Source organism: Rhizobium sp. WSM1274, from assembly GCF_025200775.1.
Lineage (GTDB): Bacteria > Pseudomonadota > Alphaproteobacteria > Rhizobiales > Rhizobiaceae > Rhizobium > Rhizobium leguminosarum_I.
The window spans coordinates 256,244-282,600 of record NZ_CP104138.1 but is presented as its reverse complement, the minus strand read 5'-3'; the positions used below and the strand labels follow the sequence as shown (position 1 = coordinate 282,600).

The window sequence follows — 26,357 nt, the reverse complement described above, 5'->3', positions numbered from 1 at the left end:
TGCAATATTTTAAGCTTCTCGCCGTTACATTCCACTCTATACGAGAAATTAGTTTCTGCAAAAATCAATGGGATAGACCCGTGATTTGCATGTTTAGACAACAAATGTTGCGCTGCCAGTTTTTTTGGCCTACACAAAGGACCGGCGAAATGATCTCGCTGCAATTTGGGAGGATTGAAAATGAATTATGCTTTGAAGGCTAGCGCGCTTGCGCTGACGCTCAGCCTCGCCGCCACTGCTTCGCCTGCCTGGGCTGACTTCTGGTCCGACGCCGGCGCCAAATTCAAAGGCGTGACGCTGCACGGCGTCACCGAAAGCACCCCGCCATCGAACTACATCAAGAACGTGCTCGCTCCGGAATTCGAAAAGAAGACCGGCATCAAGGTCGACATCGAGACGACGTCCTGGGATCAGATGTATGACAAGGCCATCAAGGACATGGAAGCCAAGACCGGCATCTATGACATGGTCTATATCGAGCAGGACATCATCTATTCCTATCTCGCCAGGAATTTCCTCGTCGACATCACCAAGACGCTGAAAGACCAGGCTGATCTGAAGGCGCCGACCTACGACGATGCGAACTTCACCAGCTTTGCCAACTACTTCAAGGACGCGAGCGGCGATCTCTTCGGCGTTCCGATGGAAGCCTTCCTGAAGACCTATCTCTATCGCAAGGACCTCTTCGAAGATCCGAAGATCAAGGAAGCCTTCAAGAAGGAAACCGGCAAGGACTTGAAGCCGGCCACCACACACGCGGAATACACCCAGATCGCCGAATTCTTCACGAAGTACGGCAAGGATAACGGCATGGAGCTCTGGGGCACGACCGCCCAGGCACATACAGGCCATCCGGCGTCCTGGTATGAATTCTTCGAGTCCATCGTGCCGACCTTCGGCGTCTACAATTGGGGCATCGACGCCAAGAACAACTATGCGGCGACGGTCGAACATGGCGGCGCGATGAACAGCGACAAGGCGAAGGCCGCGTTGAAGTACTGGCTGCACCTGCGCGACATTGCTCCTCCGGAATCGACGCAGTCAACCTGGACGGAAACAGCAACGACCTTCGCCGCCGGCCGTGTCGCCCAGGGGCTGATCTACGGTGAGAATGCCGCCTGGATCGCAAGCGATCCAGCGCAGTCGAAGGTGGTCGGCCAGGTCGGGTTTGCTCTGCCGCCGCTCGAGCCGGGCGTGCTGGACGACGCGAAAGCCGGAAAGGGCTATATCGGCTACTACGACGGCGGCGCCTTCGGCGTGCCGGTCACGTCCAAGAACAAGGAAGCCTCGCTGCTCTTCCTCGAATTCATCGGCCAAAACGACGTGCAGCCCGATTGGGCGATCGCCGCACCGCGCATCACCAATACGGCGACGTTCGACGATCCGAAGGTGAAGGAGATGGACGTCAAGCTCGGCGGCTTCTACACAATGCTGAAGGACGAGGGCAAGCTCTTCGCCGGCGCTCCTCCCTACCCCTTCCATGCGCAGGTACGTGAAGCGACCGCGCCTATCTTCTATGACATCCTGACCGGCAAGATCGGGCCCGATGAAGGCCTCGATCAGATGGCGGCCAAGGCCGAAGAGGAGCTCACCTCGCTCGGCTATCGCAAATAAGACATCCTCCCCAACTTGACGGGTCGCTCCGGCGACCCGTCATCTTCCGTTCCAGATGGAGCGGACATCCACTTAGTGTTCAATGGGGGACAGGCGATGCATTCGCAGAAGCTCGGGTGGCTGTTGCTGTCACCGACCATAGTGATCCTCGGATTGTTCGGGATCTTTCCTTTCATCTACGTCCTCTGGGTCTCTTTCCATTCATGGAACCCGTTCGCGGCCAATCCGGGCATGATTTTCAACTGGGCTGAGAACTATCGGCGGCTCGTCTTCGACCCGCAGTTTCTGGCATCGCTCGGCATCACCCTGGCATTCGTCTTCTTCGCGGTCGTGTCGGAACTGGTCCTCGGCTACATCCTCGCCCAGGCGCTGCTCAAGGACTTTCCCGGAAAGGCAGTGTTTCGCACGATCCATACTCTACCGCTGATCATGGCGCCGATCATCGTCGGCTCAGTCTGGAAGCTGATGACCACCCCGTCCATCGGCATCATTCCCTATCTTCTCAGAAGCTGGTTCGGCTACGATCTGAATATTGGCCAGAGCGCCGTTGCGGCCTTCACGGTCACTGTCATCATGGACATCTGGCACTGGACGCCGCTCGTCACCCTCTCGCTGATCGCCGCACTCGTCTCGCTTCCATCAGACCCGTTCGAGCAGGCGCAGATCGACGGCGCCGGCAAGAGCCAGATCTTCTGGCACATCACGCTCCCCTTGATCCGGCCGGCCATGCTGGCCACCGTGTTCATCAGGCTCATGGACGCGCTGCGCACCGTCGACGAAGTCCTGATGCTGACCGGAGGCGGTCCGGGTTCATCGACGCGCTACATCGGTGTCCATATCTTCAGGGAAGTCTTTCCCAAGACGAATTACGGCTACGGTTCGGCGATCTCCGTCATCGTCCTCTATCTCACCATCGTCGTCTGCTGGCTGCTCTACGTCGGCCTGATTGCACCCCGCGTGAAGAGAGGTTGAATCGATGAAGACCAAAAATCCCTGGCTTCCAGCCCTCCTGTGGACCTTGATAAGCTTCATCACCCTTTTCCCGATCTACTGGCTCTTCGTCATATCGGTGAAACAGCCCTTCGACCTGTTCTCGACGCCCGATGTCATTCTCAGGAGCTTCTTCTGGAAGAATTATCAGGACGTGCTGACCAATCCGACCTTGCGCGGCTACATGCTCAACTCGCTGATCATTTCGTCAGGCAACGCGCTGCTCGTCACCACGCTCGGCTTCCTTGCCTGCTACGCCCTGACGCGCTTCGACCTCGCCGGCAAGGAAAGCATCTTCTTCTGGACGATCACCAACCGCATGGCGCCGCCGGCGGTCTTCCTGCTGCCGCTTTTCCTGCTTTTGACGCAGGTCTACAGGATCGGCGACTTCTCGCTCGCCGATTCCAAGCTGGGCATGATCCTGGTTTATTGCTCTTTCAACCTCCCCTTCGCCATCTGGACCCTGCGCCCGACCGTGGACGGCATTCCGAAGGAGTTGGACGAGGCGGCCTATATGGACGGCGCGAGCCCATGGACCGTCCTCTATGACATCATCTTTCCTTTGGCACGGCCCGGACTTGCGGTGACGCTGATCCTGACCTGGGTGTTTGCGTGGAACGAATACCTGCTGGCGGCGACGCTCACCAACTTCCATGCGCGGACTCTGACCACCGGCTTGTCGGAATATGTGACGACCACGGGCACGGCCTGGGGCATCATGGCCGCGATCTCCATGCTGACATTGGTTCCGGCGCTCATCGTCTTTTCGGTGGTGCAGCGTCACATCGTCGCCGGCCTGACCTTCGGTGCCGTGAAAGGATGAAACGATGACGTCTCAATCAGGAAATAACGAACGCAAGCCGGGGTTTCTGCCGATCGAAACGAACTGGTTCGACCGGCTCTTCATCTCAGTCGTCATCTGGGTCGCGCTCTCGCTGTTCTGGATGCGGTTCATTGAACCCATCGGCCTTTCCGTATGGTTCGCGGCGGCGATCTCGGCAGTCCTTGGCGCCTACGTCGTCTGGAAGGGATGAGCCGATGAATTCTGTCAACGACATCAAGTCACAAGCCGCGCTGCTTTAGGGGGAACGACATTGGCAAACGTACAGGTTAGCGACGTCACCAAGAAATATGGCTCTCTTCAGGTCATGCATGGCGTCAGCGTCGACATCGAGGACGGCGAATTCGTCGTGCTGGTCGGTCCATCCGGTTGCGGCAAATCCACCCTGCTCCGGATGATCGCCGGGCTGGAGACGGTCAGCAGCGGAGACATCCGGATCGGCAGCCGTGTCGTCACCAACGCTCCCCCGAAGGAGCGTGACATCGCGATGGTGTTTCAGAGCTACGCGCTCTATCCCCACAAGACGGTCGCCGAGAATATGGGCTTTCCGCTGAAGATGGCCAAGCGACCGAAAGCGGAGATCGACGAGAAGGTCGGCAGGGCAGCCGAGATCCTCGACCTGACGCCCTATCTCGACCGCTATCCGAAGCAACTATCGGGCGGCCAGCGTCAACGCGTGGCAATGGGCCGTGCCATCGTTCGCGATCCGCAAGTCTTCCTGTTCGACGAACCGTTGTCGAACCTCGACGCCAAACTCCGCGTCACCATGCGCGTCGAAATCAAGGAGCTTCACCAGCGACTGAAGACCACCACGGTTTACGTCACGCACGATCAGATCGAAGCGATGACGATGGCCAACAAGATCGTGGTGATGCGCGACGGCAGGGTCGAGCAGATCGGCAAGCCTCTCGATCTTTACGACTTCCCGGTCAACCTCTTCGTCGCCGGCTTCATCGGCAGCCCATCGATGAACTTCCTCCAGGGCCGCATAGCCATCCGCGACGGCAGGAAGATCGTCGTCACCGACCAGGGCATCGCCCTTCCGATGGCAGACACAAATGCGGATGAAGGAAGAGCCGTTACCTACGGCATCCGACCGGAACACATCACGATCGGCGAAGAAGGCGTTCCGGTGGAGGTGTCGGTGTTCGAGCCGACGGGTTCGGAAACATTGATCTTCGGCCGGACGGGAGGCGTGCCGATCGACGCCCTGATCCGCGAGCGTATCGAGGTCGATCCCGGACGGACGATGTACTTCCATATCGATCCCCGACGTGCGCATATCTTCGATCGGGAAACAGGCCAGAGACTATAGGAGGACGCCCCATGGAGTTCAAAGGTAAGACGGTGATCGTGACCGGCGCCGGAAAAGGCATCGGACGCGAAATTGTAAGGATGCTCGCCGGACGGGGTGCGTATATCGTCGCCCTGACCCGCAGTGCCGCCGACGTCGACGCGCTGCGAGGGGAATTCGGCTGCCGGGCAATCCAGGTCGATCTCGCCGACGCCGATGCGACCAGAGAGGCTGTCATCGCTGCCCTTCCCGCAGATTTCCTTGTCAACTGCGCCGGCACGACCGAGCTTCAGCCGTTTCTCGAGACAACCGTCGAAGCCTTCGACCGTCTCGTCGCGGTCAACACGCGTGCTCCGATGATCGTCGCCCAGGAATATGCCCGCTCGCTGATCAAGGAGGGCCGTCCAGGTGCCATCGTCAACGTCTCGTCGGTCGCATCCTTCGTCGGCATCCCCGACCACGCTGCCTATTGTGCATCGAAGGGTGGGTTGGATGGCTTGACGCGGGTCATGGCCAAGGAGCTCGCGCCGCACGGCATCCGCGCGAACGGCGTCCACCCAACGGTGACGTTGACGCCGATGGCGGTGAAGGCGTGGAGCGATCCCGAGAAGGCCGCGGGGATGATGAAGCGAATTCCGGCTGGTCGCTTCGCGGAGCCGGCAGACATTGCCGAGGTTGTTCTTTTCCTGCTGTCCGATGAGGCTGCCATGGTGAACGGCATCTCGATGCCGGTGGACGGCGGTTACATGATTGCTTGAGGCTCAGGACGAACGTGCAGTGCGGCCCGGCGATTGCAACACCGGAAGCGGCGACGTTGACCGCCGCACCAATCGGCGCAGTTCATCCTGATCAACAAAGTGATCCGTCACGCCGGCCTCTTTATCCGGATGGCTGAAAACAAGACCATCAGCATCCTCAAGCTTCAGAGCTTGCTCCGTATTCATGATCCCGAGCGCCTGGCGCTCGTACTCGGACTCGAGCGCCGCCTCGACGATGGCTTTTCTCTTGCGCATGTCCATGTCCTCCGTTCCTCAAAGGGTAACGGGCGGCCGGACTCGCGGTTCCGATCATGGCATCACGATATGAGACAAGTTGAAACGAACACCCGCCGATACGCCAGTACTGGCGACGCCGCCTAACTCGGCGAGGCGTCAGGCTCGCTGGCGGCTCTTTGAATCAAGCGGGCAACCACTTCAGTGCGGTTCTGCGCCTGTAACTTGCGCATGATGTGTTGCAGATGCATCTTCACCGTATGCCCCGACAAATTGAGTTTTCCTGCAATGACCTTATTTGAACAGCCGCATTGCAGCTCTGCGAGGACATCCGCTTCCCGGGGAGTGAAATCAGCAATCGCCAAGTACTGCGTCCTGTCATCCAAGCTCTTTTCGGCCTCATTTCTGACCGGAATATGCTCGCTTGCGCCTGCTGTAACAGCTCCCAATAGCTGCGGGAAAAATGTTCCTCCTGCCAGAACGAGACGAAGACCGGCAAGAGCAATGTCAACGGGAAGTGAGGTCGAGAAAAAGCCGCGGATGCCCATCTTGAGTGCTTGACGGGCTATGATGGCGTCATCCGTACCTGAGAGCAACGTGACAGGAGCCTCAGGAAAACGCGCGGCAATCGCCGCGAGATCATCACGCAGGCTGGTGCTCTCAACACTTCTGCCGGCCAGACCCAATACAATCAAACGCACCTCAGTTCCAAGAGCACTATCGAGACTCTCAGTCGAGATCAAATCTATAACGTTCCATCCGCCGAGTTCACGCTCCAGAAGCTTCACCACGGTGGTGCGCGCCAATGTAGAATGCTCGACGATGATCACAGTTGGTGCATTGCGCCCCATACGGCGCCTAGTTCCATTAATGTCGGACACTTGCGTGCTCCCCACGAATATTTGCAACGCAACAGCTATTCATATTATTCCTGTTCTCATTACATGTCATGATAAAAAGTGAGTGTATTTCAGATATTAATAGTCTGATCTCGCATGATAATTCTTATAGTCTATAAGATATCAACGATAGATAACTGGGCTTGCAGAGAACAGTTAAGAGATTTTTCATGACGTCCTGCTGGTTCGACTTGTCGCTGCAGACTTTCCAGCCTTCGCCGAATTCACGTATGGCAAGCGGGTCAACAAAGCTTTCAAAGGCATTGAAAAGCCAATCGATCTGCTACAGACCCATTTCGGAAAGCGCCAGTGGATATAACGAGCTGCCGATCGGCTCGGCTTTGTTTCCATGTCTCAATTCAAAGCAGTCGCAGACCCGACAACAAGACGACAAACGCGAAAAGCAGCAAAAGCCTGGGATCGCTGACTACCCGTTATGATTAGTAAAATCGTGCTCTAGTGACGCATTAATACCAGTTAGCATTGTTCTGCCGCAGGCAGCACTGCGCCGGCACCGACCGATAGCGGCCGGAGGTCACGGCCGCTGGCGGCCGAAATCGGCGACAATGCGGATGAGGTCATTGTGGAATGTTCGGGATCTCAGTGAGCCCGCCGCTCAGTGCCATGTCGGCCCAAGGAGCCGAATGCCGGGCGGAGGAAACAATTCAACACATGGCTTGAAAGATCGCACGAAGAACGGTTTCGTGCAGTTGAGCCTCTGCAATGCAAGCCGGGATTCTGTCCCCTGGAGAATGATGCCGTGTGAGCGGTTTCGGCGACCCGGCTTAAAATCATCCTGCTCTAGCTATGCATGAAGGCCAGAATGTCGTCTACGAGAGCCGAATGGGCGTCGGTGAGGTTGCCTTCTCCGCCGTGACCCGCGATGCCGGCCAACTGGAGCGCATGTTGGTCATAGAGAACATGGTCGATCTGTTGGGCGTCCGCCGTCCCGCCAGCCGGAACGGCAATGTTGATGGGATGGAAATAGCCGAAATTGACATCGACCATGCTGCCGGCCGACGATCCTACGCCGCCACCGCCGCCCGCATGGTTGCCGGTGAAAATCGTGTCTGACGACAGGTTGAAGCCACCGCCATTGCCGCCGATGCCTGCGATCTGCACAGCGCCTTGATCGAAAATGACATTGTTTGTCTGATGGGCCTCCGCCGAGCCGCCCGCGGCGCCGATGGCGATGTTGATCGGCGAGAAGATGGCGATACTCACGTCGACCATAGTGCCGACGAAATATCCATCGCCGCCGTGGCCTGCATAATAGTCGCCGGTCAATGTGAGCGCAGTTCCAGGGCTCATCGACGGGCCATGGCTCGCGACGTTATGATCTCCGCCCGAGCCCCCCATGCCGCCGATCTGGGTTGCGCCCTGCAGGAACAGGGCGTTGTTCGATTGCTCGGCGTGAGCCTCCGCGCCAGGGCCCGCAGCCACGGCGGTATTGACGGGGGCAAACAGCGCGACTTCGGTGCTGACGAGTCCACCGTAGAAGAGCCCATTGCCGCCGGTGCCGGCATGATTGGCGCCATCGCCGCTGCCGACGGCAACATTGCCGCTTCCGCCATTTCCGCCTATCCCAGCCATTTCGGTGGGATGCTGATTGATGAGCGCATCACTGCCCTGGAAGGCGTCGGCACCCGAATGAGGTCCCGCAATGGCGGCATTGGACGGCATGAAGACGGCCAGCGCGTTGCTGCTGATCACGCCTTCGCTTATCCCGTCACCACCGCTGCCGGCTGAATTATGGCTCGGACCGGAAGCGACATCCAATGGAAGCCAAGTCGGCACCAGCGCCAGATGCCCCGCGGCCACATTGGAGGCGAGGTGTTGATCGGTGCCCGCCTTGGGCAGGTCCAATAAGGAACGAGTTTCCGCCATTACCGTCTCCATCCACGGTCAACCGCATGTCCCCCGAGCGTGCGGCGCCATGCAGCCTGAATTGTTCAGGCATTGTGCCTCTGAACGTCAGAAAAGCAGAGCCTGCAATTCGTCTACATCCCATCGGCTAGTTCTGTAGCCATTTGGCCGTCATGACCGCAGCATCCCTTGTGCGAGTTGCAAGCACGCAATCGGCCTTTGGATCAGAGGCCCCGGCGTCGCTTCGGCGAGGTCGAAGGCTTGATCATGACATGCCACCCTGCGCCAAATCGCCAACACCAATCAAATAACGCTCGGCTATATCAAAAATACATCCGAAGGAATGTCCCCGAATATCTAGGTAGTTCGAAGTTTAAATCGCGGGCAATATTCGTCCGCGGTCGTATTGACTGCGGCGATATGCCGGAACGCACGTCGTAGTGGGACGCCGTAAAAAAACTAACTCGCAAACCAACTAGAAGGAGTGACATCAATGCCTATTCCACAAATATCCGACACGATTCATCTCAATCATCCGGATGCGGGTGACGCGAATGCCGGCAACGGTGGTGATGGCCACAACGATGGGAACATCAACTACAACCCGGTCGCCTATGTCGACCCCACACAAAAGGTCTACGGGGCAACGACCGATGTGCACAACGGCGATCACGTTTGGCAGACGGCAGACTGGGACGCCGGCCATGGCGGAAACGGTGGCTTTAGCCAAGCCCAGAACAACTTCCTAGCGGCAATCGCGCATAGCGGCGCCGGCGGCGCGGGCGGAGATTCCAACTCCAACGGCAGTCAAGGAAACACAAGCGGCGGCGACACGGCTGCGGTGGCTGCGGCGACGACCGCGACACAATATACGCAGCTTATGGCCGATCAGCATGCCACCATCCTCGCCGGTGTCGGCGGCAACGGCGGCAACGGAAACATGGCTCACGGCGGCGATATCTCGTCGGCATTGGTTCACACGGATCCCGAAACGACGACGGTGACCAATTCTCTCGATCACTTCATCAACGCCTTCGGCCATATCGACGTCGACCATCTCGGCTCCTGAACTCAGACCTCAAGGGCCGCTGGTTTCGGCCGGCGGCCCTCAAGGTAAGCATCCTCTTCTTGTCAGTATCAAGTGCAGCGAGATCTGATAATGACAACAATTTCCATAAAGCCACCGTGCCCGCCGACGCAGCTCGTTGTTGCACTCCGGGCCTGTGCCGGAGCCTTCGGCTTGGTCTTCGTTTACAGCTTCGGCTACAATCTCTTTCTTCTCACGCCTTCCATCTATCTCCTGCAGATCTACGATAGGGTCCTGTCGAGCCGAAGCGCCGACACGCTCCTGATGCTGACGATGATCATCGCCATCGCCGTGTTGGTCGGGTCGACGCTCGATATCGTGCGCAGGGCAGCTCTTTCGCGCATCGGCAGCTGGCTGGACCACAGGCTACGGCCCATGGTGCTCACCGCATCGTTCGAATATGCCGCTCACGCCGATACGGGAGCCGCCACAGAGTGTTACAGGGATCTCTCCGCGCTACGCCAGTTCCTCGATTCACCGGCCAGCTCGCTTTTATTTGACGTTCCCTGGGCGCCGGTATTCCTGCTTCTGCTCTTTCTTGTTCACCCGCTGCTTGGGACCATCGGTCTTCTGTGCGCAGTTGCACTTCTGCTGTTTGCGTTCATGACGGAACTGGCGACACGCGAGCCGCTTGCCCACGCCAATCTCGCCCTTTCGAGGAGCTATATCCGATTTGCGACCGCCCTCAAAAACATCGAGGTGATCCGGGCAATGGGCATGCAGGATGGCGCAGCGCTGATCGTCTATCGCGATGCGGAGATGGCAAGAAGGGCCCAGGACATAGCGATGCATCGCACGGAGATCATTCTTGGTTTCTCCAAATCGATCCGCACACTGGCGCAGATCCTGATGATGGGATCGGCGACCTGGCTGGTGCTCGTCAACAGCGGCAGTCCGGGAATCATCTTCGTTGCGAGCCTGCTGCTCGGGCGCGGGCTCGCACCGATCGAGGGCGCAATAGGCGCATGGCGCTCCTTTATGTTTGCGCGCAACGCCTTCAATCGCTTGAACAGAATGCTGATTACAGTTGCATCGGAACGCGACGCCCGAATGGTGCCGCGACCGGAACCCAATGGCCTCGTTCTCGAAAACGTCAGCTATTTCAAGCCATTCGCCGATCGGCCAATACTGACTGATATCACATTGCGGCTCGCGCCAGGCGATTGCATAGCTCTCATCGGTCCGTCGGGATCGGGAAAATCGACATTGGGTCGCATCATGGCAGGCGTTGTGCCGGCAACGAGCGGATATGCTCTTCTCGGTGGGGTCGATATCTCGGCTCTGCGCCTTTGCGGGGGGACTTGCCACGTCGGATACCTGCCGCAGGATATCGAACTCTTCGGCGGAGCAATCAAGGATGTGATCGGCCGGCTGGACGGGGGAGACCCCGGCAAAGCCATCGACGCCGCAAAGCTAGTTGGATTGCATGAAGCCATCATGCGGCTGCCGCAGGGCTACGAGACCGATATCGGTGACGGTGGAAACCTGCTCCTTCGGGCTCAGCGCCAACAGCTGGGGCTGGCACGGGCGGCTTATGGGAATCCGTCACTTATCGTTCTCGACGATCCGAATTCGAGCTTGGATTATGACGGCGAACGCATGCTGTTTGCGGCAATCGAGCGCATGAAATCCAGGGGAATGACCGTCGTTATCATAACGCACCGGATGGGTATCCTGCCGGCCACCAACAAGATTGCCATCATGCGTAACGGGACGGTGGCTGCCTTCGGCGACAGCGAGCGGATTTACGAAACCTATCTTCAACCACCGTCGCGAACAGGAACCTAGGGAGAAATGCTGCCATGACCCTTGTTCAACTGGATGCAACGCCGGCGAAATTATCAAATTCGTCAAGGACAGGTCGGCAGTTGGCTCAACGACCGGCAGCGACAGCCAGGCAACAGACGGCCTATTTGCCGGTGATCGAACAGAAACAGCGCGGACCCGCCGCCCCTTCGCCGATGCCGGGACTCAGAGGGGTTGTCTGGACGGGGAACATGTTGATCCTGGTCTTCATCGTCGGATTGGGAATCTGGTCGGTCCTGGCGCCGCTGCAAAGCGCTGCGGTCGCATCGGGCGTTATCGAACCGGAGTCCAGCCGCAAGACCATTCAGCATCTCGAGGGCGGAATCGTCCGACGGATCCTCGTCAGGAACGGCGATACGGTGGTGGCCGGGCAAATCGTGATAGCACTCGACGATACGAAGTCTCGCTCGGAGCGCGACAGCATCCAAGGGCAGCTTTGGGACGCCGAAGGAAGCCGCGCCCGCCTACTTGCCGAGCAGACGGGCGGCGACCATGTCGCCTATCCCGAGGATCTCAGGGTAGCCATGGACAAATATCCTTCGGTCAGCGCGATTCTGATCGGGCAACAGAAAATCTTCGAGGCCCGCCGCCGGGTCATGCGGGCGGAAATTCAGATCGGCAATGAAAAAATCGCGCAGGTGCGGCAGGAAATCGTCGGGCTTGGCGCGCAGAAGGCGGCACTGGCCGACAGAGCCGCAATCTCGCAGGAGGAACTGGATCAGGTTACGGTGCTCGCCGCCAAGGGCCTGGAACGAAGGAGCAGGCTTCTCAACCTCGAGCGCGAAAAAGCAGACCTTGACGGCCAGCAGGGCCAGGTCGAGGCACAGATCTCTCGCGCCTACCAGGTGATCAGCGAGTCGCAGGCCGATCTCGCAAAGCTTGAGAGCGACCGGTTGAGCGAAGTCGCCCAAGGCATGCGCGATACGGAAAGCCGGATCATGCAATTGCGCGAGCGCCTGCGGGCGATCGACGACCAACTTTCAAGGACCGATATCCGGGCTCCCGAAGATGGAACAATCATGAACCTGCGCATCCACACATCAGGTGGCGTGATCGGCGCGGGCGAACCGCTGGTCGATCTTCTGCCACGCTCCGACCGCCTGATCGTGTCTGCCCATGTCAGACCGGAGGACATCAATCTTGTCCATGCGGGGCTGGAGGCACAGGTGCACCTTCTTCCATACAATCAGCGGCGCGTTCCCCTCCTGAAAGGACGGGTGGAGTATGTGTCAGCCGACCGCCTCACCGATACGCAGAACGGCCAACCCTACTTTGCCGCGACAATCCGTGTCACGGACGAGCGGTTGGCGAAAATGAAAGACGTCGCGCTGGTCGCCGGCATGCCCGCACAGACACTGATCGAAACCGGCAAAAGCAGCGTAGCGCTCTATGCTGTCAGACCACTCCTCGACAGTTTCAACAGAGCATTTCGCGAGGACTGAGACCGTGATGGGCAAACGAAAATTCGACGACGACCAGATTACCGGTATTCTGAAGGAGCACCAAGCCGGGGTGACGGTGGCAGATGTTTGCCACAAGCACGGTATCAGCGAGCCGACCTTCTATCGGTGGCAATCCCTGCAGTGCGGGAATGTCGGTCTCCATGCCAAAAGGTTGAGAGCACTGGAGGAGGAGAACCAGAAGCTCAAGAAACTTTTGGCCGAATCGATGCTTTCGGCGGCAACACTGAGCGAGATGCTGGCCAAGACATTGAAAGGGCGACACTAAGGCGACTTCGAACAATAATCGCACGATTACGGCAGCTGGCGCGGTTTGATCGTGTAATTCCTTTGGGGTGGAAGGGGTCGCCAGCGATGTTGAGGCTCGCCATCTCGGCGTCGAGCGTGCGGATAACGCCCACACTCCAATGCGCTGGCGCCACGTGCGGTTTCGGCAGCCACGAACTCGGTCGTGCGGGCGGTGATGCCGACACTGACGAAGCCCCCGTTGGCGGCCACGTCGTTGACCCCCGTAGGGCGCCACTTGCCGAGGGCCTGGCACCCAAAGTCGCGGACCTTGACGCTCGGAGGCGCCTTCCGGCGGGAGCCGGCCGAACGGCCAGGCGGCAATGGTGCCGCCTGGCCTGATCCTCTATTGGCTTGGGGCGGTCGTCGGATCGCATGACACCTTCGGATTCATGTCGGCGAAAGTACCTGTCGGGTTGCCCTTCCAGGCCCAGACATGCAGTTCGTAGAATTCACCCAGGCCGTAGCGGTTGGGCGCGCTGTTGAAATTGAACAGATGTCCGTCCAGCGCGGCCGGCCCCTTCGAGGTAATGTATTCGACCGCTATCAGCTTGAGCGTGCCGTCGGCCATCGGCTCGTACATGACGGCTTCGGGGCGAGCCAGATCGATCTTGTCGTCTTTCAAGTACTGGCCATTGACATAGTGGATGCCCATGGCCCCGCCGGTGATGCCGCTGGCGCAGGGGATGGGCACATAGCCCTCCGATGTGGCAGCCTTGACGTCAAGAAAACGGCTGTTCGCAGCCCGAACCTTGTCGGCCAGCGGATTGGGACCGGTTTCAGGCGCGGCGGCCTTCTGATGCGCCTGTGCGAATGTGGCGCAGGCGGACAGCACGGCCGCGGCCATGAGAAGCCTGTTGTAAAAGTTGATTGTCATATTCATTCCATTCTTCCTGAGAAGCACAGCGGGCCGGCCATCGAAAATATGGAGGTCCGATAGGCAAGCGCTGCGACTGTTGTTGCTTGGTGATCCGAATTCGAGGCTACGAGTTCCAGGAAGAATCATCCCTTCGGCAGATAGGAAATCGTTCCAGCCAGATCGGTGTTGTCGATCAACTGGAAACGGCTGTCGCTGCCGCCCTGACGGGCCGACACGAAGGGAGAGTAGGCGGGATCGTTGGTGAAGGCGCGCGCCGCCACCTCCGACGGGAACTCCATCAGGGCGATCAGGGTTGTGTCGAGCGGCTTGCCTTCAAGCGTCTCCACGTTGCCGCTGCGCGACAGATATCTGCCTCCGTGCTTGTGAACGAGGTCGTGGACCGAAGCGGCGTAGGCCGGCATCCACTGTGGGTCCTTCACCTTGATGTCTGCAATGACGTAAACGGTCATGGGTTATGTCTCCTGGTTGCCGCGCACAGGCCATCCCGTGCACCGGACAAAGGGCTCGCACGGTAAGGGCCCGCCAGCCAGTCCTCGAACTGTACTGGGCCGGTACAGTTTCTGTACTCGCCGCGCCGCGGGCGAAGGCCTATGGTTCCCGAGAGGTTGGAAGGAGAGGCTAAAATCATGACTCAGCACGGATACAAACAGTTCTGCCCACTATCGATGGCCGCCGAGGTGCTGTGCACCCGCTGGACGATGGTGCTGATGCGCGAATTGGTGGCGGGGTCGACCCGTTTCAACGATCTGCGCCGGGGCGTGCCAAAAATGTCGCCGACCCTTCTGTCGCAACGGCTCAAGGAGCTGGAGCTGTCGGGAATCGTCGTGCGCAAGGAGATCCAGGGCGAGAAGGGCATCTTCGAATATCAGCTGACGGAAGCGGGCCGTGATTTGCGCCCCGTTGTCGAGGCGATGGGCTTCTGGGGACAGAAATGGGTCGAATCCCGGCTGTCCCTGAAGAATCTCGATCCGTCGCTTCTGATGTGGGACATGCGGCGCAATCTGAACCCCTCCCCGCTACCCGAGGGCAGAACGGTGATACAATTTCTGTATCAGGACCTGCCGGCGTCCAAACGGTCGTGGTGGCTGATCGTCGAAAAGCGTGGTGAGGTCGATCTGTGCTGGTACGATCCGGGGTTCGACGTTGACCTTTATGTTTCGACCGACCTGCACACCATGACCGAGATCTGGATGGGGCTGGTCACGGTCGAGAAGGCCGGAGCGAAGGTCGCCTTGACCGGCGACCATGATATCGCAAAGAAAATGCAGACGTGGTTGGGGCTCAGCCCCTTTGCGATCGAACCGAAGCGCGCGGCCTAGCAGAGGCGAGTGCTCCCCCCCTGCATATCAGGCGTGAGGCATAGACTAAGCCACTGAAATATCTATACTATTCCGATACTGTGTATATGACATTGGTTTTAGGGGGCTGAGTGGTGCCCAGGACCGGAATCGAACCAGTGACACGCGGATTTTCAATCCGCTGCTCTACCAACTGAGCTACCTGGGCTAACCTACTTCCAATGGTTCTTTTCAGAAAAGAACCGCGGGGCCTTGGTTCACCCCGGAAGCGAGCGGGGTTATAGCATCTTGTTCGCCCATGGCAAGCGTCAAATGACTCTTTTTTGACGGTCTTGTCGGCTTTGCGGATTCGTGAGGAAAAATAAGAGCTTCGCTGGCGGAATTCTTTCAAGCGCGTCGCGCCGATAGCGGATTCATGCGCCCCGCTTTGGATCTTTGATTGATGCTGTCGTTGTCCCAAAACCGCGGCGCACCTTTGCGCGAAATGCACTAGTTTTCCTCATCCGGATATTCGGCCTTCGTCTCGTCGTCGGCAACCGGAATGGCATAGGCGCCGGTCAGCCAGCGGGAGAGGTCGGCCTCGCGGCAGCGGTTGGAGCAGAAGGGGTAATGTTCGCGATGGGAGGGTTTGCCGCATTCGGGGCAGGGGCGCGTCTTGCGCAGCGGTTCGACCTTGGCGGCCGCTTTCTTGTCTTCAGGCATATCGGTTCATCCTATGGGATTAGCCGTCGGGCTCAGCCCTCGGGCCACCGGCTATGCACATCGAAGCCTTCGCCGGTCAAAAGCAGAATGGTTTCATAAAGCGGCAGGCCGACGACATTGGTGTAGGAGCCCACCATCTTCTGCACGAAGGTGCCGGCAAGGCCCTGGATGCCGTAGGCGCCTGCCTTGCCGCGCCACTGGCCGGAGGCCAGGTAGTTCTCGATCTCGAAGCCGGAGAGACGCTTGAAGCGGACCTTGGTCTCGACGATCTTCTGACGGATCTTTCGATCCGGCGTCACCAGGCAAACGCCGGTGTAGACCATATGGTTGCGTCCCGACAAGAGATGCAGCGAGTTCAACGCCTCATCGGCGAACTCAGCCTTGCCGAGGATGCGCCGTCCAACGGCGACCACCGTATCGGCAGACAGGATATAGCTGCCCTTCCAGGTGATATCGCCCTTGATGGCGGCAAGGGCTGCTTCCGCCTTCTCAGCCGAAAGCCTGCGGGCGAGCGACCGCGGATGCTCCGATTTCTTCGGCGCCTCGTCGATATCCATCGGCATCAGGCGCGAGGGCTCGATGCCGGCCTGGTTGAGCAGGTCGACGCGACGGGGCGAGCCCGAGGCCAGAATGAGCTTGTATTTCAGCGCCATGGAACCTCGACCACCGGCAGACGGGAGTGGGGCAAGCTTATTTGAAACGGTAGGTGATACGGCCCTTGGTCAAATCGTAGGGCGTCATTTCCACAAGCACCTTGTCGCCAGCGAGAACGCGGATGCGGTTCTTGCGCATGCGGCCGGCGGTGTGGGCGATGATCTCGTGTTCATTTTCGAGCTTCACGCGGAACGTCGCATTCGGCAGAAGTTCGGTGACAATTCCCGGGAATTCGAGGACTTCTTCTTTAGGCATATAAGTGTTTTCTTCCTGTGAGTTGAATAGGCAGCGCAGCGCGCGCCTTGAAATTTGCGCGGAAACTACACAATCAACGAAGGTTTGTGAACCTTGTTGATCAGGCTTTCCTTTATTTGTTTTCATGCCGATTGCGCGGCAATGCCATTTCGCTTGAGTAGCCGGCTTTCGATGAGGCCGGCCAGGTGATCGCGGACCTCGCGATAGCTTTGCAGAATCTGCTCGCGCGTTCCGCTCGCAACCGTTGGATCCATGGTCGGCCAGTAGATGACATCGACCGCACTCGACCGCGTCAGTTCGAGTGCTGCGTGATGGGCCTGCGGCGACAGCGTGATGATCAGATCGAAATAATCGTCCTCGAGCTCTTCCAGCGTCTGCGGCTGGCGGCGCCCGAGGGAAAGCCCGATCTCCTCGAGCACTGCATCCACGAAGGGATCGCGCTCGCCGGCGCGAACGCCAGCGGACCTGATATAAGTATTGGCGGGCAGAATACCACGGGCGATCGCTTCTGCCATCGGCGAGCGGATGGCATTCATCCCGCACATGAAGAGTATGGCGCCTGGCCGCTTTCCCTCTTCGATGTCGACGGCGCGCTCCATCGCCGTCATCCGCGCCAGTAGAGCACGCAGACCAGCGTGAAAAGGCGCCGGGCGGTATCGAAATCGACCTCTATCTTGCCGGCCAGCCTATCCTTCAGCGTCTGCGAGCCTTCATTGTGGATGCCGCGCCGGCCCATGTCGATCGCCTCGATGCGGCTCGGCGTCGACGAACGGATCGCTTCGTAATAGCTCTCGCAGATCATGAAGTAATCCTTGACGATCCGCCGGAAGGGCGTGAGCGACAGGATATGGGTGGCGACGCCGCCACCCTCTTCGGTGGTGATGGCGAAAACCAGCTTCGAATCGACCAGCGAGATGTTCAGCCGGTAAGGCCCGCCGGCATGGCCGAGCGGCTCGAACCTGTTCTCCTCGATCAGATCGAAGATGGCGACGGCGCGTTCATGCTCGACGTCGGGCGTCGAACGGCCGATCGTATCGTCAAGGACGACGTCGCAAAGCCGGAAATCGCCCTTCGCCATGCCCTCACCTTTCGAGGTTGAGGCGGATCGCGACCGATCGCGCATGGGCATCTAGGCCTTCGGAAACGGCAAGGGCGAGCGCCGCCGGGCCGAGGGTGCGGAGCTGCTGCGGGCCGAGACGCAGGATCGAGGTGCGCTTGACGAAATCGAGCACCGAAAGACCGGAGGAGAAGCGCGCCGACCGCGCCGTCGGCAGCACATGGTTCGAACCGCCGACATAATCGCCGATCACCTCAGGCGTATGGGCGCCGATGAAGATCGCGCCGGCATTACGAATGCCGTCGAGCAGCCGGTCCGGATCGGCGACGGCGAGTTCCAGATGCTCGGCAGCGATACGGTTTGCCAGCGGAATGGCCTGTTTCAGATCAGCAACGAGGATGACCGCGCCGAAATCGCGCCAACTCGCTGCCGCCGTCTCGGCCCTGGTGAGCGTCTTCAGCTGGCGTTCGACCGCCTGCTCCACCGCTTTGCCGAATGCGGCGTCGTCGGTAATCAGGATCGCCTGGGAACTAACGTCGTGCTCGGCCTGTGCCAAGAGGTCGGCGGCGATCCAATCCGGATTGTTGTCCTTGTCTGCAATGACCAGCACTTCGGAAGGGCCGGCGATCATATCGATGCCGACGGTGCCGAAGACATGGCGCTTCGCAGCGGCGACATAGGCATTGCCGGGGCCGGTGATCTTGGCGACCGGGGCGATCGTCTCGGTGCCATAGGCAAGAGCCGCGATCGCCTGGGCGCCGCCGACACGATAAATCTCCGTGACGCCGACCAGCTTGGCAGCGGCAAGCACCGCCGGGTTGACGGCGCCGCCGGTGGCGGGAACGGCGATAACGATGCGATCGACGCCGGCGACCTTGGCCGGTACGGCGTTCATCAGCACCGAGCTTGGATAGCTCGCAGTGCCGCCCGGAACATAGAGCCCGACCGCTTCGATCGCCGTCCATCGCGAGCCGAGACCGACGCCCATATCGTCCTCGTAGATATCGTCCTTCGGCAGCTGCCGGCGATGATGGGATTCGATGCGCAGTGCGGCGAGCTTCAGCGCGCCCAGCACTTCCGAAGGCACGGCCTCGATCGCCGCGTCGATCTCTTCAGCTGTGACGCGCATCGGCACGGTGGCGTAATCGATGCCGTCGAATTTCAGCGAATATTCGGCCAGCGCGACATCGCCGCGGGCTCTGATATCATCGATGATGGCGCGAACGACGACGTTCACATCCTCGGAGACTTCACGTTTCGTCGTCAGAAAAGCAGCAAAATGCTGCTCGAAACCTTCCGATGCCTGATCCAGCCAGATTGCCAAGGCCGATATTCCTTCTCAACTCGAAACTGCGATGTTCAAACTCAAGGCGTCAGGCACTAGCGGTGGCGAGGCTTGGCGACAGCCGCCCAGGCGCCGCCGATATCGGCCATCTGGACCTCGATGCATTCGACATCCAGCGCAATCGACGCCGTGCCCGACAGCGCCAGCTCAACCGTACCATCAGGCCCCTCGCCCTTCTTTTCGAAGCGCAGCGCCAGCAGCGACAGCACCTCGTCACGTTTGCCACGATCGATGCCGAGCGAACGGACGGCAAGCACGCGCTTGAAGACCAGGGCAGCGCGGCGGCGCTCGAAACCCCTGCGCTTGCGCTCGGCACCTTCCCAGACGAAACGATTGACGGCAAGCGCGAACTGCGCGTCGCGCGGCGACCAGTCGATGTCGCCGACCTTGAAGACGCTGTCCTGCATATGCGCGGAAATGATCGCAAGATCCTCGTCATCGAGCGCAACAAGTTTCAGGTCGGTCATTCCGTCTCATCCCATTGGCGGCCAAGGCCGGGCACCGCCGGAATGGCGATGCGTCAGACAAGGGAAATAAGGCGCTGCGGCCAATTACGCAACCAGGATAAAGGGCGCCTTAGCACCCTCTCCTCATTCGCTGATGCGCTCGACGATGGCGCCGCAGCGGGTCAGCTTTTCCTCGAGCCGCTCGAAACCGCGGTCGAGGTGATAGACGCGGGAGACGGTGGTTTCGCCCTCGGCGGCAAGGCCGGCGATGACGAGCGAGACTGAGGCGCGCAGATCGGTCGCCATAACAGGCGCGCCGCGCAGGCGTTGGACACCCTCGATCTTCGCCGTCTGGCCGGACAGCGAGATCCTGGCGCCAAGGCGGGCAAGCTCCTGCACATGCATGAAGCGGTTTTCGAAGATGGTCTCGGTGACATGCGAGACGCCGGAAGAACGGGTCATCAGCGCCATGAACTGCGCCTGCAGATCTGTGGGGAAACCCGGGAAAGGATCGGTGACGATATCGACCGGTCTGATGCCGGCGCCGTTGCGCTTGATGCGCATGCCGTTGTTGGTCGACGAGATTTCCGCACCGGCGCGGCGCAGCGTTTCAAGCGCGGTTTCGAGCAACGCCATGTCGGTATTTTCGAGCACGACGTCGCCGCCGGCCATGGCGACGGCCATGGCATAGGTGCCGGTCTCGATGCGATCCGGCAGAACGCGATGGCGAGCGCCGGAGAGCGAGGTGACACCTTCGATGGTGATCGTCGCCGTGCCGGCGCCGGTAATTTTGGCGCCCATGGCGTTCAGGCAGTTGGCGAGATCGACGACCTCAGGCTCGCGGGCGGCATTGCCGATGACAGTCGTGCCGCGGGCAAGCGTTGCCGCCATCATCACCACATGGGTGGCGCCGACGGAGACCTTCGGGAAGGTGTAGCGTGCGCCGATCAGGCCGCCGGCAGGCGCCTTGGCGTTGATATAACCGGCATCGATCTCCATGGTCGCGCCGAGCGCCGTCAGGCCCTCGATGAAGAGATCGACGGGGCGCGTGCCGATGGCACAGCCGCCCGGCAGCGAAACGCGGCAATGGCCTTCGCGCGCCAAGAGCGGCCCGATGACCCAGAAGGAGGCGCGCATCTTCGAGACCAGTTCATAGGATGCGGTGGTATCGACGATGGTGCGGCAGGTGAAATGGATCGTGCGCGCATAGGAGTCTTCCTGGCGCTCGCGCCGCCCGTTGACGGCGACGTCGACGCCGTGGTTGCCGAGGATGCGCATCAGCAGCTCGACATCGGCCAGGTGCGGCACGTTTTCGAGCGTCAGCGTGTCGCTGGTCAGAAGCGAGGCGATCATCAGCGGCAGTGCAGCATTCTTGGCGCCGGAAATCGGAATGATGCCATTCAGCTCATTACCGCCGACGATTCTGATACGATCCATGTGCGCTTACGGGCAGCGCCCGCCTTTCCTGAAAGTTCTGCCTTGAAATAAGGAGTGAGGTGTTTAGGGGATTTATCGACACGCTTCAATTCGCGACGGACGGAACATTACGATTCGTCCATTTTTGCGGCGGGCAGTCCATTTGTTTCGTCGGCTTGGCCGGAACGGCGGGCGCGGACCTGCTGTTTGCGTCTCCCCAGATTTTCCCTGAGCTTTTCGGCGGCGCGTTCACGGCGCAGTTTCGCCTGTGCCTCGATCGCCTCTTTACGGCTCTTCTGGCCGGTTTCGGTCTTGTCGTTCATGTGAGCAGAATTAGCTGAATTCGCGCCAATCCAAAAGTCCCTTGCATCTCTATCCACGCGAAGTTTGATTTTGCGGCTTGCGCTTGTCGTCAAGCTGTGGCAATAGCCGCCCCGTTCCCGCAATTGAGCCGCTCGGCTCCGCGGTCTGGTCCTGCTGCCGTAGCTCAGTGGTAGAGCACACCCTTGGTAAGGGTGAGGTCGGTGGTTCAATCCCACTCGGCAGCACCAGTTTTCTCTCAAGTATCGGACATTATTTCTCGCCGCGCGGCTAGACAAGCAGGAAGCCGTGTGCTGCCATAAGAATGTGGACTGGGCGCAAGACCGGCCCCTCATCCGGCTGCCGCCACCTTCTCCCCGCTTGCGGGGCGAAGGGGATATGCCGCTACCTCTCCGTCCCCCACTCACCTCTCGCAGGGCACGTCCCCTCGCCCCGTTTTTACGGGGAGAGGGTTAGGGTGAGGGGCTGCCATCGGCATGAATTGGACAGCATTGCAGTACAATCGGGAATGTCGTTGACTTCCAGATAATAAGGTAGGAAAGGGGATAACTGCCACTGTTGGATCAGTTCGCCTGTTACCACCACCTCTTCACCTGGGATTGGCGGATGGGGCAGGGCATTAACCCCATCAAAAATGCCCTCGACATACCATCGATCAACGCTCTCTGATAGAATATAGACGGCGATATCTATCGTCTCCCCCTTCCCCAGCCGCTCAAGGTTGGTACGCAAATATTCACGCTGCATTCTAGGGATAACCTCGCTGGAAATACGCGCCAGCAAGGCGTCTTCAGCAGATATCTCCGCGCCGCCGGCAACGGCCGGCATTGCCAGTGCCCCGCAAACAAAAGCAGCTCGAATTCCTTTTCGATTCCAAACCACGTTGAACCTCTCATGTCCGCGAGCATGGTAGCGGCGGTGTGGCGCTGGCGCCATACAAACTTATTTGCGACTGTTTAAAAAGCTGCTCATGACTCCCGGGCGTCCGCGACCTCTTCCGCGATCGACACTTCGCCTCATCAGCATCAAACGATTCACCATTGTTGACCGCAAAAATCCCGCTAGAATGCGTATTATGGCGGCGTGTCCCTAAGGATAGGGAAGCGTTGCACTTCGTTTCTGTCGAAAATCGTGGAGGAGTGTCGATGGCAACTGAAAGATGGAACAGCCCGGTCAAGGTTGGTTTCGAAGATGCCGATGCGCGAACGGTCAATGGGCCGTTCGATGCGCTGAAGTGCCTGGCGGATCTCTGGCCGAGTGTGCGCGGGCTTCACTACATCAAGGCCCGCAGTGCCTGCCGGGCGGCGCTCGACGGGCGCAAGAGCGTGGAAGAAGCAAGAGCCGAGTTCCTGGCGGCCGCCGAAGAAGCGAAGCTGAAGCTGCATTAGCAGTTCGGCAAGGAATTTTGGCGATCTTCGCCTTCTGGCGCGCAAGCGTGCCGGAACGGGACAATGCTTTAATTTTGGTTTAACCCTGCAACAAGTGCGTGCCGGGTTTTGGTGCAAAGGGCGTTGCGCCCTGTACAGGTTAGAAGATGCCCAGCCATCATGATGATGGTTAGAGGCTCGTCACCTCTGCGGAAACGCAGGCGAGCCTCGTCTGAGTAAAGCGGACGCCTCAGCAGTTCGCGCCGCCCTCACTCTCCACTTCGATATAACCGACACCGATGATCGTGCCATCCGATGCGCGGATGAAGGACGGCAAATACTGAGGCTCTGCCGGCGTGCAGGCGATGGCCCCGGTATATTCGTTGAGGGCGATCTGGTCCTTCGGCAAAGCGGAATAATTTGTGCCGTTTTCCAGCGAGGCGTAGGCGGAGCCGGCAAAGACACTGCCTGAAATCAAGGTGGTTGCCCAAAGGCGAAGAAGCAACGACATGAGGGTCTCCAGCGTTTAGATCCGGCATTTCAACACGCGGGAGAGCACTTGGTTCCCCTTATGCATCGCATGGACAGATGAGCAGAGGGCCGGGGCACCATCTTACGATTTCAGCGTCGCAGCAGGCGGCTGCGCACATAGCCTCGGCCGACGACGCTCTCGGCAATCTCGATCGCCCGCTCGACATCACCCCGCCGGCGTATGAAACCTTCCAGGATTACATATGAGCCCGATATGTCGACGATGATTTCCGCCACTTCGATATCGTCGACGGCATGAAGGGCGCTCTCCACCGAGGCGCGTGTCGCCGCGTCGCTGTGACCCTGACGGCCGGATTCCTCATGGTTCGTGAATGCTGCAAAGCCGAGCACAGTGGCCTCTCCTGATGTCAGTTGATATCCGTTAACGCCTCGGCAAAGCATTTCGTTGCGGTGCGCTGGGTTGTTTCCCGTGGACCCTGGCATGGACGATCCTTGGCGAAAGGCGCCGCGGCTTCCATATCTGGCTGCAGTCGAATGAGGGATGATGACAATGAAAGCGCTTCTGCCCGCCTTGTTTGCCGGGGCATTGCTTGCCGGCTGCTCCTCGGCCGATAGGCCGGCGCTGGAACCCATTCCGGGCAGCATCACCTATGGCGGCAAACCGCGAACGAAGCTCACCAAATCGCCGGTCGGCAGCGTCGTCTACAACCAGTTTTACAACGGAACGGGCCAGCGCGTTGAGGAAACCTATATCCTTCAGCCCGACCGCAGCCTGAAGCTGGTACGGCGCGAGATCGGCCCGGACTTTCCCGACTGAGGTGTTGCTCGCGCGCCAGATCGCTTGACAGGGACGGCAATCGCGAACATTCAAGGAACATCTAATCTTTCCCCAGTGATTCTGCGGGAGCCCGACCGGACGGCTGGATGTATCTCGAAAAGCTCAATTCGCAGCAGCGCATGGCCGTCGAGCACGGCACGCTCATCGACGGCAGCCATATTGCCGGGCCGCTGCTGGTCATTGCCGGCGCCGGCTCTGGCAAGACGAATACCTTGGCGCATCGGGTCGCCCACCTGATCGTCAAGGGCGCCGATCCCCGCCGCATCCTGCTGATGACCTTCTCGCGCCGAGCAGCCGCCGAGATGGCGCGGCGCGTCGAGCGCATCTGCCGCGATGTGCTTGGTGCAAACGCCGGCGTCATGGCGGACGCGCTTTCCTGGTCCGGCACCTTCCACGGCATCGGCGCGCGGCTGTTGCGCGATTATGCCGAGCAGATTGGCCTCGATCCGGATTTCACCATACACGACCGCGAAGACAGCGCCGATCTGATGAACCTGATCCGGCACGACCTCGGCTTCTCCAAGACGGAAAGCCGCTTTCCCACCAAGGGCACCTGCCTTGCCATCTATTCCAGGGCGGTGAATTCGGAAACCGCGCTCGACCTCGTGCTGCGCGACGTCTTTCCCTGGTGCGCGGCGTGGGAGAAACAGCTGCGCGAACTTTTCGCTTGTTATGTCGAGGCCAAGCAGAGCCAGAACGTGCTCGATTACGACGATCTGCTGCTCTACTGGGCGCAGATGGTCGGCGAGGCTGTCATTGCCGAGGATATCGGCAGCCGCTTCGACCATGTGCTGGTCGACGAGTATCAAGATACCAACCGGCTGCAGGCCTCGATCCTGCTGGCGCTGAAGCCCGAAGGCCAGGGGCTGACCGTGGTCGGCGACGATGCGCAGTCGATCTATTCATTCCGCGCGGCGACGGTGCGCAATATCCTCGATTTTCCCGCCGCCTTCAGCCCGGCGGCCAATATCGTCACGCTCGACCGCAATTACCGTTCGACGCAGCCAATCCTCGCCGCCGCCAACGCCGTCATCGATCTCGCCTCGGAGCGCTTTACCAAGAACCTCTGGACCGAGCGGCAATCCTCCGAGCGGCCGCGCCTGGTCACGGTGCGCGACGAGGCCGAGCAGGCGCGCTACATCACCGACATGGTGCTCGACAACCGAGAGGAAGGCCTCACGCTCAAGCAGCAAGCCGTGCTCTTCCGCGCCTCGCATCACAGCGGGCCGTTGGAGGTCGAGCTGACCCGGCGCAACATTCCGTTCGTCAAGTTCGGCGGGCTGAAGTTTCTCGACAGCGCGCATGTGAAGGACATGTTGGCCGCCCTTCGCTTCGCACAGAACCCGCGCGATCGGGTGGCGGGCTTCCGGCTGGTGCAGATCCTGCCGGGCGTCGGGCCGTCGACGGCGCAGAAGACGCTCGACCTGATGGCCGAGGATGCCAGTCCGATTTCTGCTCTTGCTGCCATGCCGGCGCCGCCCCGCTCGGGCGAGGACTGGACAATGTTCGTTTCGATGCTGCAGGAGCTGAAGACCGGCAAGGCCGGCTGGCCGGCGGAAATCGGCCTGGCGCGGCAATGGTACGCGCCGCATCTGGAACGGCTGCACGAGGACGCAGCGACGCGGCAGGCCGATCTGCTGCAGCTCGAACAGATCGCCGGCGGTTATGCCTCGCGCGAGCGTTTCCTGACCGAACTCACCCTCGATCCGCCGGATGCGACCAGCGACCAGGCAGGCGTGCCGCTTCTCGACGAGGACTACCTCATCCTTTCCACCATCCATTCCGCCAAGGGCCAGGAATGGACGAAGGTGTTCATGCTGAACGTCGTCGACGGATGCATACCGAGCGATCTCGCCGTCGGCACCACCGCCGAAATCGAGGAGGAACGCCGGCTGCTCTATGTGGCGATGACACGCGCCAGGGATGGTCTCGACCTCGTCGTGCCGCGGCGCTTCTTCACCTATGGGCAGAACTCGCAGGGCGACCGGCACGTCTATGCCTCCCGCAGCCGCTTCATTCCCGCGACCCTGCTGCAGTTCTTCGAGGCCTGCAGCTGGCCGCAGGGAAAATCGGAGGCCGCGCAAGCGCAGGCGCGGCAGGTGCGCATCGATGTCGGCGCCCGCATGCGCGGAATGTGGCGATAGGTCAGATA

30 protein-coding genes, 2 tRNA genes and 1 pseudogene are annotated in these 26,357 nt (G+C 59.8%); 15 read left to right on the top strand and 18 right to left on the bottom strand.

All coding sequences use genetic code 11. The annotated features are described in order from the left end of the window. Positions 1-180: 180 nt before the first annotated feature. The 6 genes from N2600_RS01415 (at position 181) to N2600_RS01390 (ending at position 5,497) form a co-directional block, all read left to right on the top strand. Positions 181-1,614 (top strand): extracellular solute-binding protein, encoded by a 1,434-nt coding sequence (locus N2600_RS01415; protein ID WP_222386414.1) that lies wholly within the window; start codon positions 181-183, stop codon positions 1,612-1,614. Between the two features lie 96 nt (positions 1,615-1,710). Beyond that, positions 1,711-2,586 carry a carbohydrate ABC transporter permease gene (locus N2600_RS01410; RefSeq protein ID WP_017966968.1) on the top strand — a complete coding sequence of 292 codons (876 nt, stop codon included), beginning with the start codon at positions 1,711-1,713 and terminating at the stop codon, positions 2,584-2,586. Between the two features lie 4 nt (positions 2,587-2,590). Next, complete coding sequence (locus N2600_RS01405; protein WP_017966967.1) at positions 2,591-3,427, top strand: carbohydrate ABC transporter permease; 837 nt, start codon at positions 2,591-2,593, stop codon at positions 3,425-3,427. Positions 3,428-3,431: 4 nt separating this feature from the next. Beyond that, complete coding sequence (locus N2600_RS01400) at positions 3,432-3,638, top strand: DUF2160 family membrane protein (protein ID WP_222386415.1); 207 nt, start codon at positions 3,432-3,434, stop codon at positions 3,636-3,638. Positions 3,639-3,698: 60 nt separating this feature from the next. Beyond that, positions 3,699-4,760, top strand: coding sequence for an ABC transporter ATP-binding protein (locus N2600_RS01395; protein ID WP_017966965.1), 1,062 nt, complete (start codon positions 3,699-3,701; stop codon positions 4,758-4,760). Positions 4,761-4,771: 11 nt separating this feature from the next. Next, positions 4,772-5,497 carry an SDR family oxidoreductase gene (locus tag N2600_RS01390; RefSeq protein WP_222386416.1) on the top strand — a complete coding sequence of 242 codons (726 nt, stop codon included), beginning with the start codon at positions 4,772-4,774 and terminating at the stop codon, positions 5,495-5,497. 3 nt (positions 5,498-5,500) lie between these two features. Here N2600_RS01390 and N2600_RS01385 read toward each other — a convergent pair whose 3' ends face one another. The 3 genes from N2600_RS01385 to N2600_RS01375 all read right to left on the bottom strand — a co-directional run bounded on the left by N2600_RS01385 (position 5,501) and on the right by N2600_RS01375 (position 8,517). Then, on the bottom strand, positions 5,501-5,758 hold the full coding sequence (locus tag N2600_RS01385; RefSeq protein ID WP_222280844.1) for a hypothetical protein: 258 nt from the start codon (positions 5,756-5,758) through the stop codon (positions 5,501-5,503). Between the two features lie 116 nt (positions 5,759-5,874). After that, positions 5,875-6,639 (bottom strand): LuxR C-terminal-related transcriptional regulator, encoded by a 765-nt coding sequence (locus N2600_RS01380; protein WP_260110045.1) that lies wholly within the window; start codon positions 6,637-6,639, stop codon positions 5,875-5,877. A 792-nt stretch (positions 6,640-7,431) separates the two neighbouring features. Then, a complete protein-coding gene (locus N2600_RS01375; protein WP_222386418.1) occupies positions 7,432-8,517 on the bottom strand; it encodes a hypothetical protein in 1,086 nt (361 codons plus the stop codon). 472 nt (positions 8,518-8,989) lie between these two features. Here N2600_RS01375 and N2600_RS01370 point away from each other — a divergent pair, with 472 nt between their 5' ends. The 4 genes and pseudogenes from N2600_RS01370 to N2600_RS01355 form a co-directional block, all read left to right on the top strand. Next, positions 8,990-9,565 (top strand): hypothetical protein, encoded by a 576-nt coding sequence (locus tag N2600_RS01370; protein ID WP_003584165.1) that lies wholly within the window; start codon positions 8,990-8,992, stop codon positions 9,563-9,565. 90 nt (positions 9,566-9,655) lie between these two features. Then, positions 9,656-11,371, top strand: a complete 1,716-nt coding sequence (locus N2600_RS01365; RefSeq protein WP_222386419.1) for a type I secretion system permease/ATPase — start codon at positions 9,656-9,658, stop codon at positions 11,369-11,371. A gap of 14 nt (positions 11,372-11,385) precedes the next feature. Next, the gene (locus N2600_RS01360; protein WP_222386420.1) at positions 11,386-12,831 is read left to right on the top strand and encodes an HlyD family type I secretion periplasmic adaptor subunit; all 1,446 of its coding nucleotides are present in this window, start codon (positions 11,386-11,388) and stop codon (positions 12,829-12,831) included. A 7-nt stretch (positions 12,832-12,838) separates the two neighbouring features. Then, a pseudogene (locus N2600_RS01355) lies at positions 12,839-13,102 on the top strand (transposase); the annotation flags it as partial. Positions 13,103-13,480: 378 nt separating this feature from the next. Here the strand turns inward: N2600_RS01355 and N2600_RS01345 are convergent. Together N2600_RS01345 and N2600_RS01340 are read right to left on the bottom strand one after the other, a co-directional pair. Then, on the bottom strand, positions 13,481-14,011 hold the full coding sequence (locus N2600_RS01345; protein WP_445944943.1) for a hypothetical protein: 531 nt from the start codon (positions 14,009-14,011) through the stop codon (positions 13,481-13,483). A gap of 125 nt (positions 14,012-14,136) precedes the next feature. Continuing rightward, positions 14,137-14,463, bottom strand: a complete 327-nt coding sequence (locus N2600_RS01340) for a DUF1330 domain-containing protein (RefSeq protein WP_170276805.1) — start codon at positions 14,461-14,463, stop codon at positions 14,137-14,139. 177 nt (positions 14,464-14,640) lie between these two features. On the opposite strand from N2600_RS01340, the gene N2600_RS01335 reads away from it, so the two are divergent. Then, positions 14,641-15,333, top strand: coding sequence for a winged helix-turn-helix transcriptional regulator (locus tag N2600_RS01335; protein ID WP_260297753.1), 693 nt, complete (start codon positions 14,641-14,643; stop codon positions 15,331-15,333). 111 nt (positions 15,334-15,444) lie between these two features. On the opposite strand, the gene N2600_RS01330 is transcribed toward N2600_RS01335, so the two are convergent. The 10 genes from N2600_RS01330 to N2600_RS01285 form a co-directional block, all read right to left on the bottom strand. Then, positions 15,445-15,520 (bottom strand) — tRNA-Phe (locus tag N2600_RS01330). Between the two features lie 281 nt (positions 15,521-15,801). After that, positions 15,802-16,014, bottom strand: a complete 213-nt coding sequence (yacG, locus tag N2600_RS01325; protein ID WP_017966948.1) for a DNA gyrase inhibitor YacG — start codon at positions 16,012-16,014, stop codon at positions 15,802-15,804. A gap of 32 nt (positions 16,015-16,046) precedes the next feature. Next, positions 16,047-16,667: a Maf-like protein gene (locus N2600_RS01320; RefSeq protein WP_003556345.1), complete on the bottom strand. Its 621-nt coding sequence runs from the start codon at positions 16,665-16,667 to the stop codon at positions 16,047-16,049. A 37-nt stretch (positions 16,668-16,704) separates the two neighbouring features. Then, entirely contained in the window at positions 16,705-16,923 is a 219-nt protein-coding gene (gene infA, locus N2600_RS01315) for a translation initiation factor IF-1 (RefSeq protein ID WP_003545338.1), read from the bottom strand. Between the two features lie 122 nt (positions 16,924-17,045). Next, positions 17,046-17,531: an arsenate-mycothiol transferase ArsC gene (locus N2600_RS01310; protein WP_170262281.1), complete on the bottom strand. Its 486-nt coding sequence runs from the start codon at positions 17,529-17,531 to the stop codon at positions 17,046-17,048. Beyond that, the gene (locus N2600_RS01305; RefSeq protein WP_003545319.1) at positions 17,528-18,001 is read right to left on the bottom strand and encodes a UPF0262 family protein; all 474 of its coding nucleotides are present in this window, start codon (positions 17,999-18,001) and stop codon (positions 17,528-17,530) included. The genes N2600_RS01310 and N2600_RS01305 overlap by 4 nt, the downstream gene beginning before the upstream one ends. Positions 18,002-18,005: 4 nt before the next feature. Continuing rightward, the gene (gene hisD, locus N2600_RS01300) at positions 18,006-19,304 is read right to left on the bottom strand and encodes a histidinol dehydrogenase (protein ID WP_260297752.1); all 1,299 of its coding nucleotides are present in this window, start codon (positions 19,302-19,304) and stop codon (positions 18,006-18,008) included. 56 nt (positions 19,305-19,360) lie between these two features. Next, the gene (locus N2600_RS01295) at positions 19,361-19,792 is read right to left on the bottom strand and encodes a DUF2948 family protein (RefSeq protein WP_017966945.1); all 432 of its coding nucleotides are present in this window, start codon (positions 19,790-19,792) and stop codon (positions 19,361-19,363) included. A 123-nt stretch (positions 19,793-19,915) separates the two neighbouring features. Next, on the bottom strand, positions 19,916-21,208 hold the full coding sequence (gene murA / locus N2600_RS01290; RefSeq protein ID WP_017966944.1) for a UDP-N-acetylglucosamine 1-carboxyvinyltransferase: 1,293 nt from the start codon (positions 21,206-21,208) through the stop codon (positions 19,916-19,918). 107 nt (positions 21,209-21,315) lie between these two features. Beyond that, positions 21,316-21,510 carry a hypothetical protein gene (locus tag N2600_RS01285; RefSeq protein WP_162119243.1) on the bottom strand — a complete coding sequence of 65 codons (195 nt, stop codon included), beginning with the start codon at positions 21,508-21,510 and terminating at the stop codon, positions 21,316-21,318. Positions 21,511-21,663: 153 nt separating this feature from the next. On the opposite strand from N2600_RS01285, the gene N2600_RS01280 reads away from it, so the two are divergent. Beyond that, a tRNA-Thr gene (locus N2600_RS01280) sits at positions 21,664-21,738 on the top strand. A gap of 208 nt (positions 21,739-21,946) precedes the next feature. On the opposite strand, the gene N2600_RS01275 is transcribed toward N2600_RS01280, so the two are convergent. Then, a complete protein-coding gene (locus tag N2600_RS01275; RefSeq protein ID WP_445944932.1) occupies positions 21,947-22,336 on the bottom strand; it encodes a hypothetical protein in 390 nt (129 codons plus the stop codon). Positions 22,337-22,653: 317 nt separating this feature from the next. Between N2600_RS01275 and N2600_RS01270 the strand changes: the two genes are divergently transcribed. Further along, the gene (locus N2600_RS01270) at positions 22,654-22,896 is read left to right on the top strand and encodes a DUF982 domain-containing protein (protein WP_162119242.1); all 243 of its coding nucleotides are present in this window, start codon (positions 22,654-22,656) and stop codon (positions 22,894-22,896) included. A 229-nt stretch (positions 22,897-23,125) separates the two neighbouring features. Here the strand turns inward: N2600_RS01270 and N2600_RS01265 are convergent, their stop codons facing one another. Together N2600_RS01265 and N2600_RS01260 are read right to left on the bottom strand one after the other, a co-directional pair. Beyond that, positions 23,126-23,386: a hypothetical protein gene (locus N2600_RS01265; RefSeq protein ID WP_260297750.1), complete on the bottom strand. Its 261-nt coding sequence runs from the start codon at positions 23,384-23,386 to the stop codon at positions 23,126-23,128. A gap of 110 nt (positions 23,387-23,496) precedes the next feature. Next, complete coding sequence (locus tag N2600_RS01260; protein ID WP_260297749.1) at positions 23,497-23,757, bottom strand: BON domain-containing protein; 261 nt, start codon at positions 23,755-23,757, stop codon at positions 23,497-23,499. 160 nt (positions 23,758-23,917) lie between these two features. Between N2600_RS01260 and N2600_RS01255 the strand changes: the two genes are divergently transcribed. Further along, positions 23,918-24,184, top strand: coding sequence for a hypothetical protein (locus N2600_RS01255; RefSeq protein ID WP_260297748.1), 267 nt, complete (start codon positions 23,918-23,920; stop codon positions 24,182-24,184). Positions 24,185-24,291: 107 nt separating this feature from the next. Then, the gene (locus N2600_RS01250; RefSeq protein WP_260297747.1) at positions 24,292-26,349 is read left to right on the top strand and encodes an ATP-dependent helicase; all 2,058 of its coding nucleotides are present in this window, start codon (positions 24,292-24,294) and stop codon (positions 26,347-26,349) included. Positions 26,350-26,357: the final 8 nt, after the last annotated feature.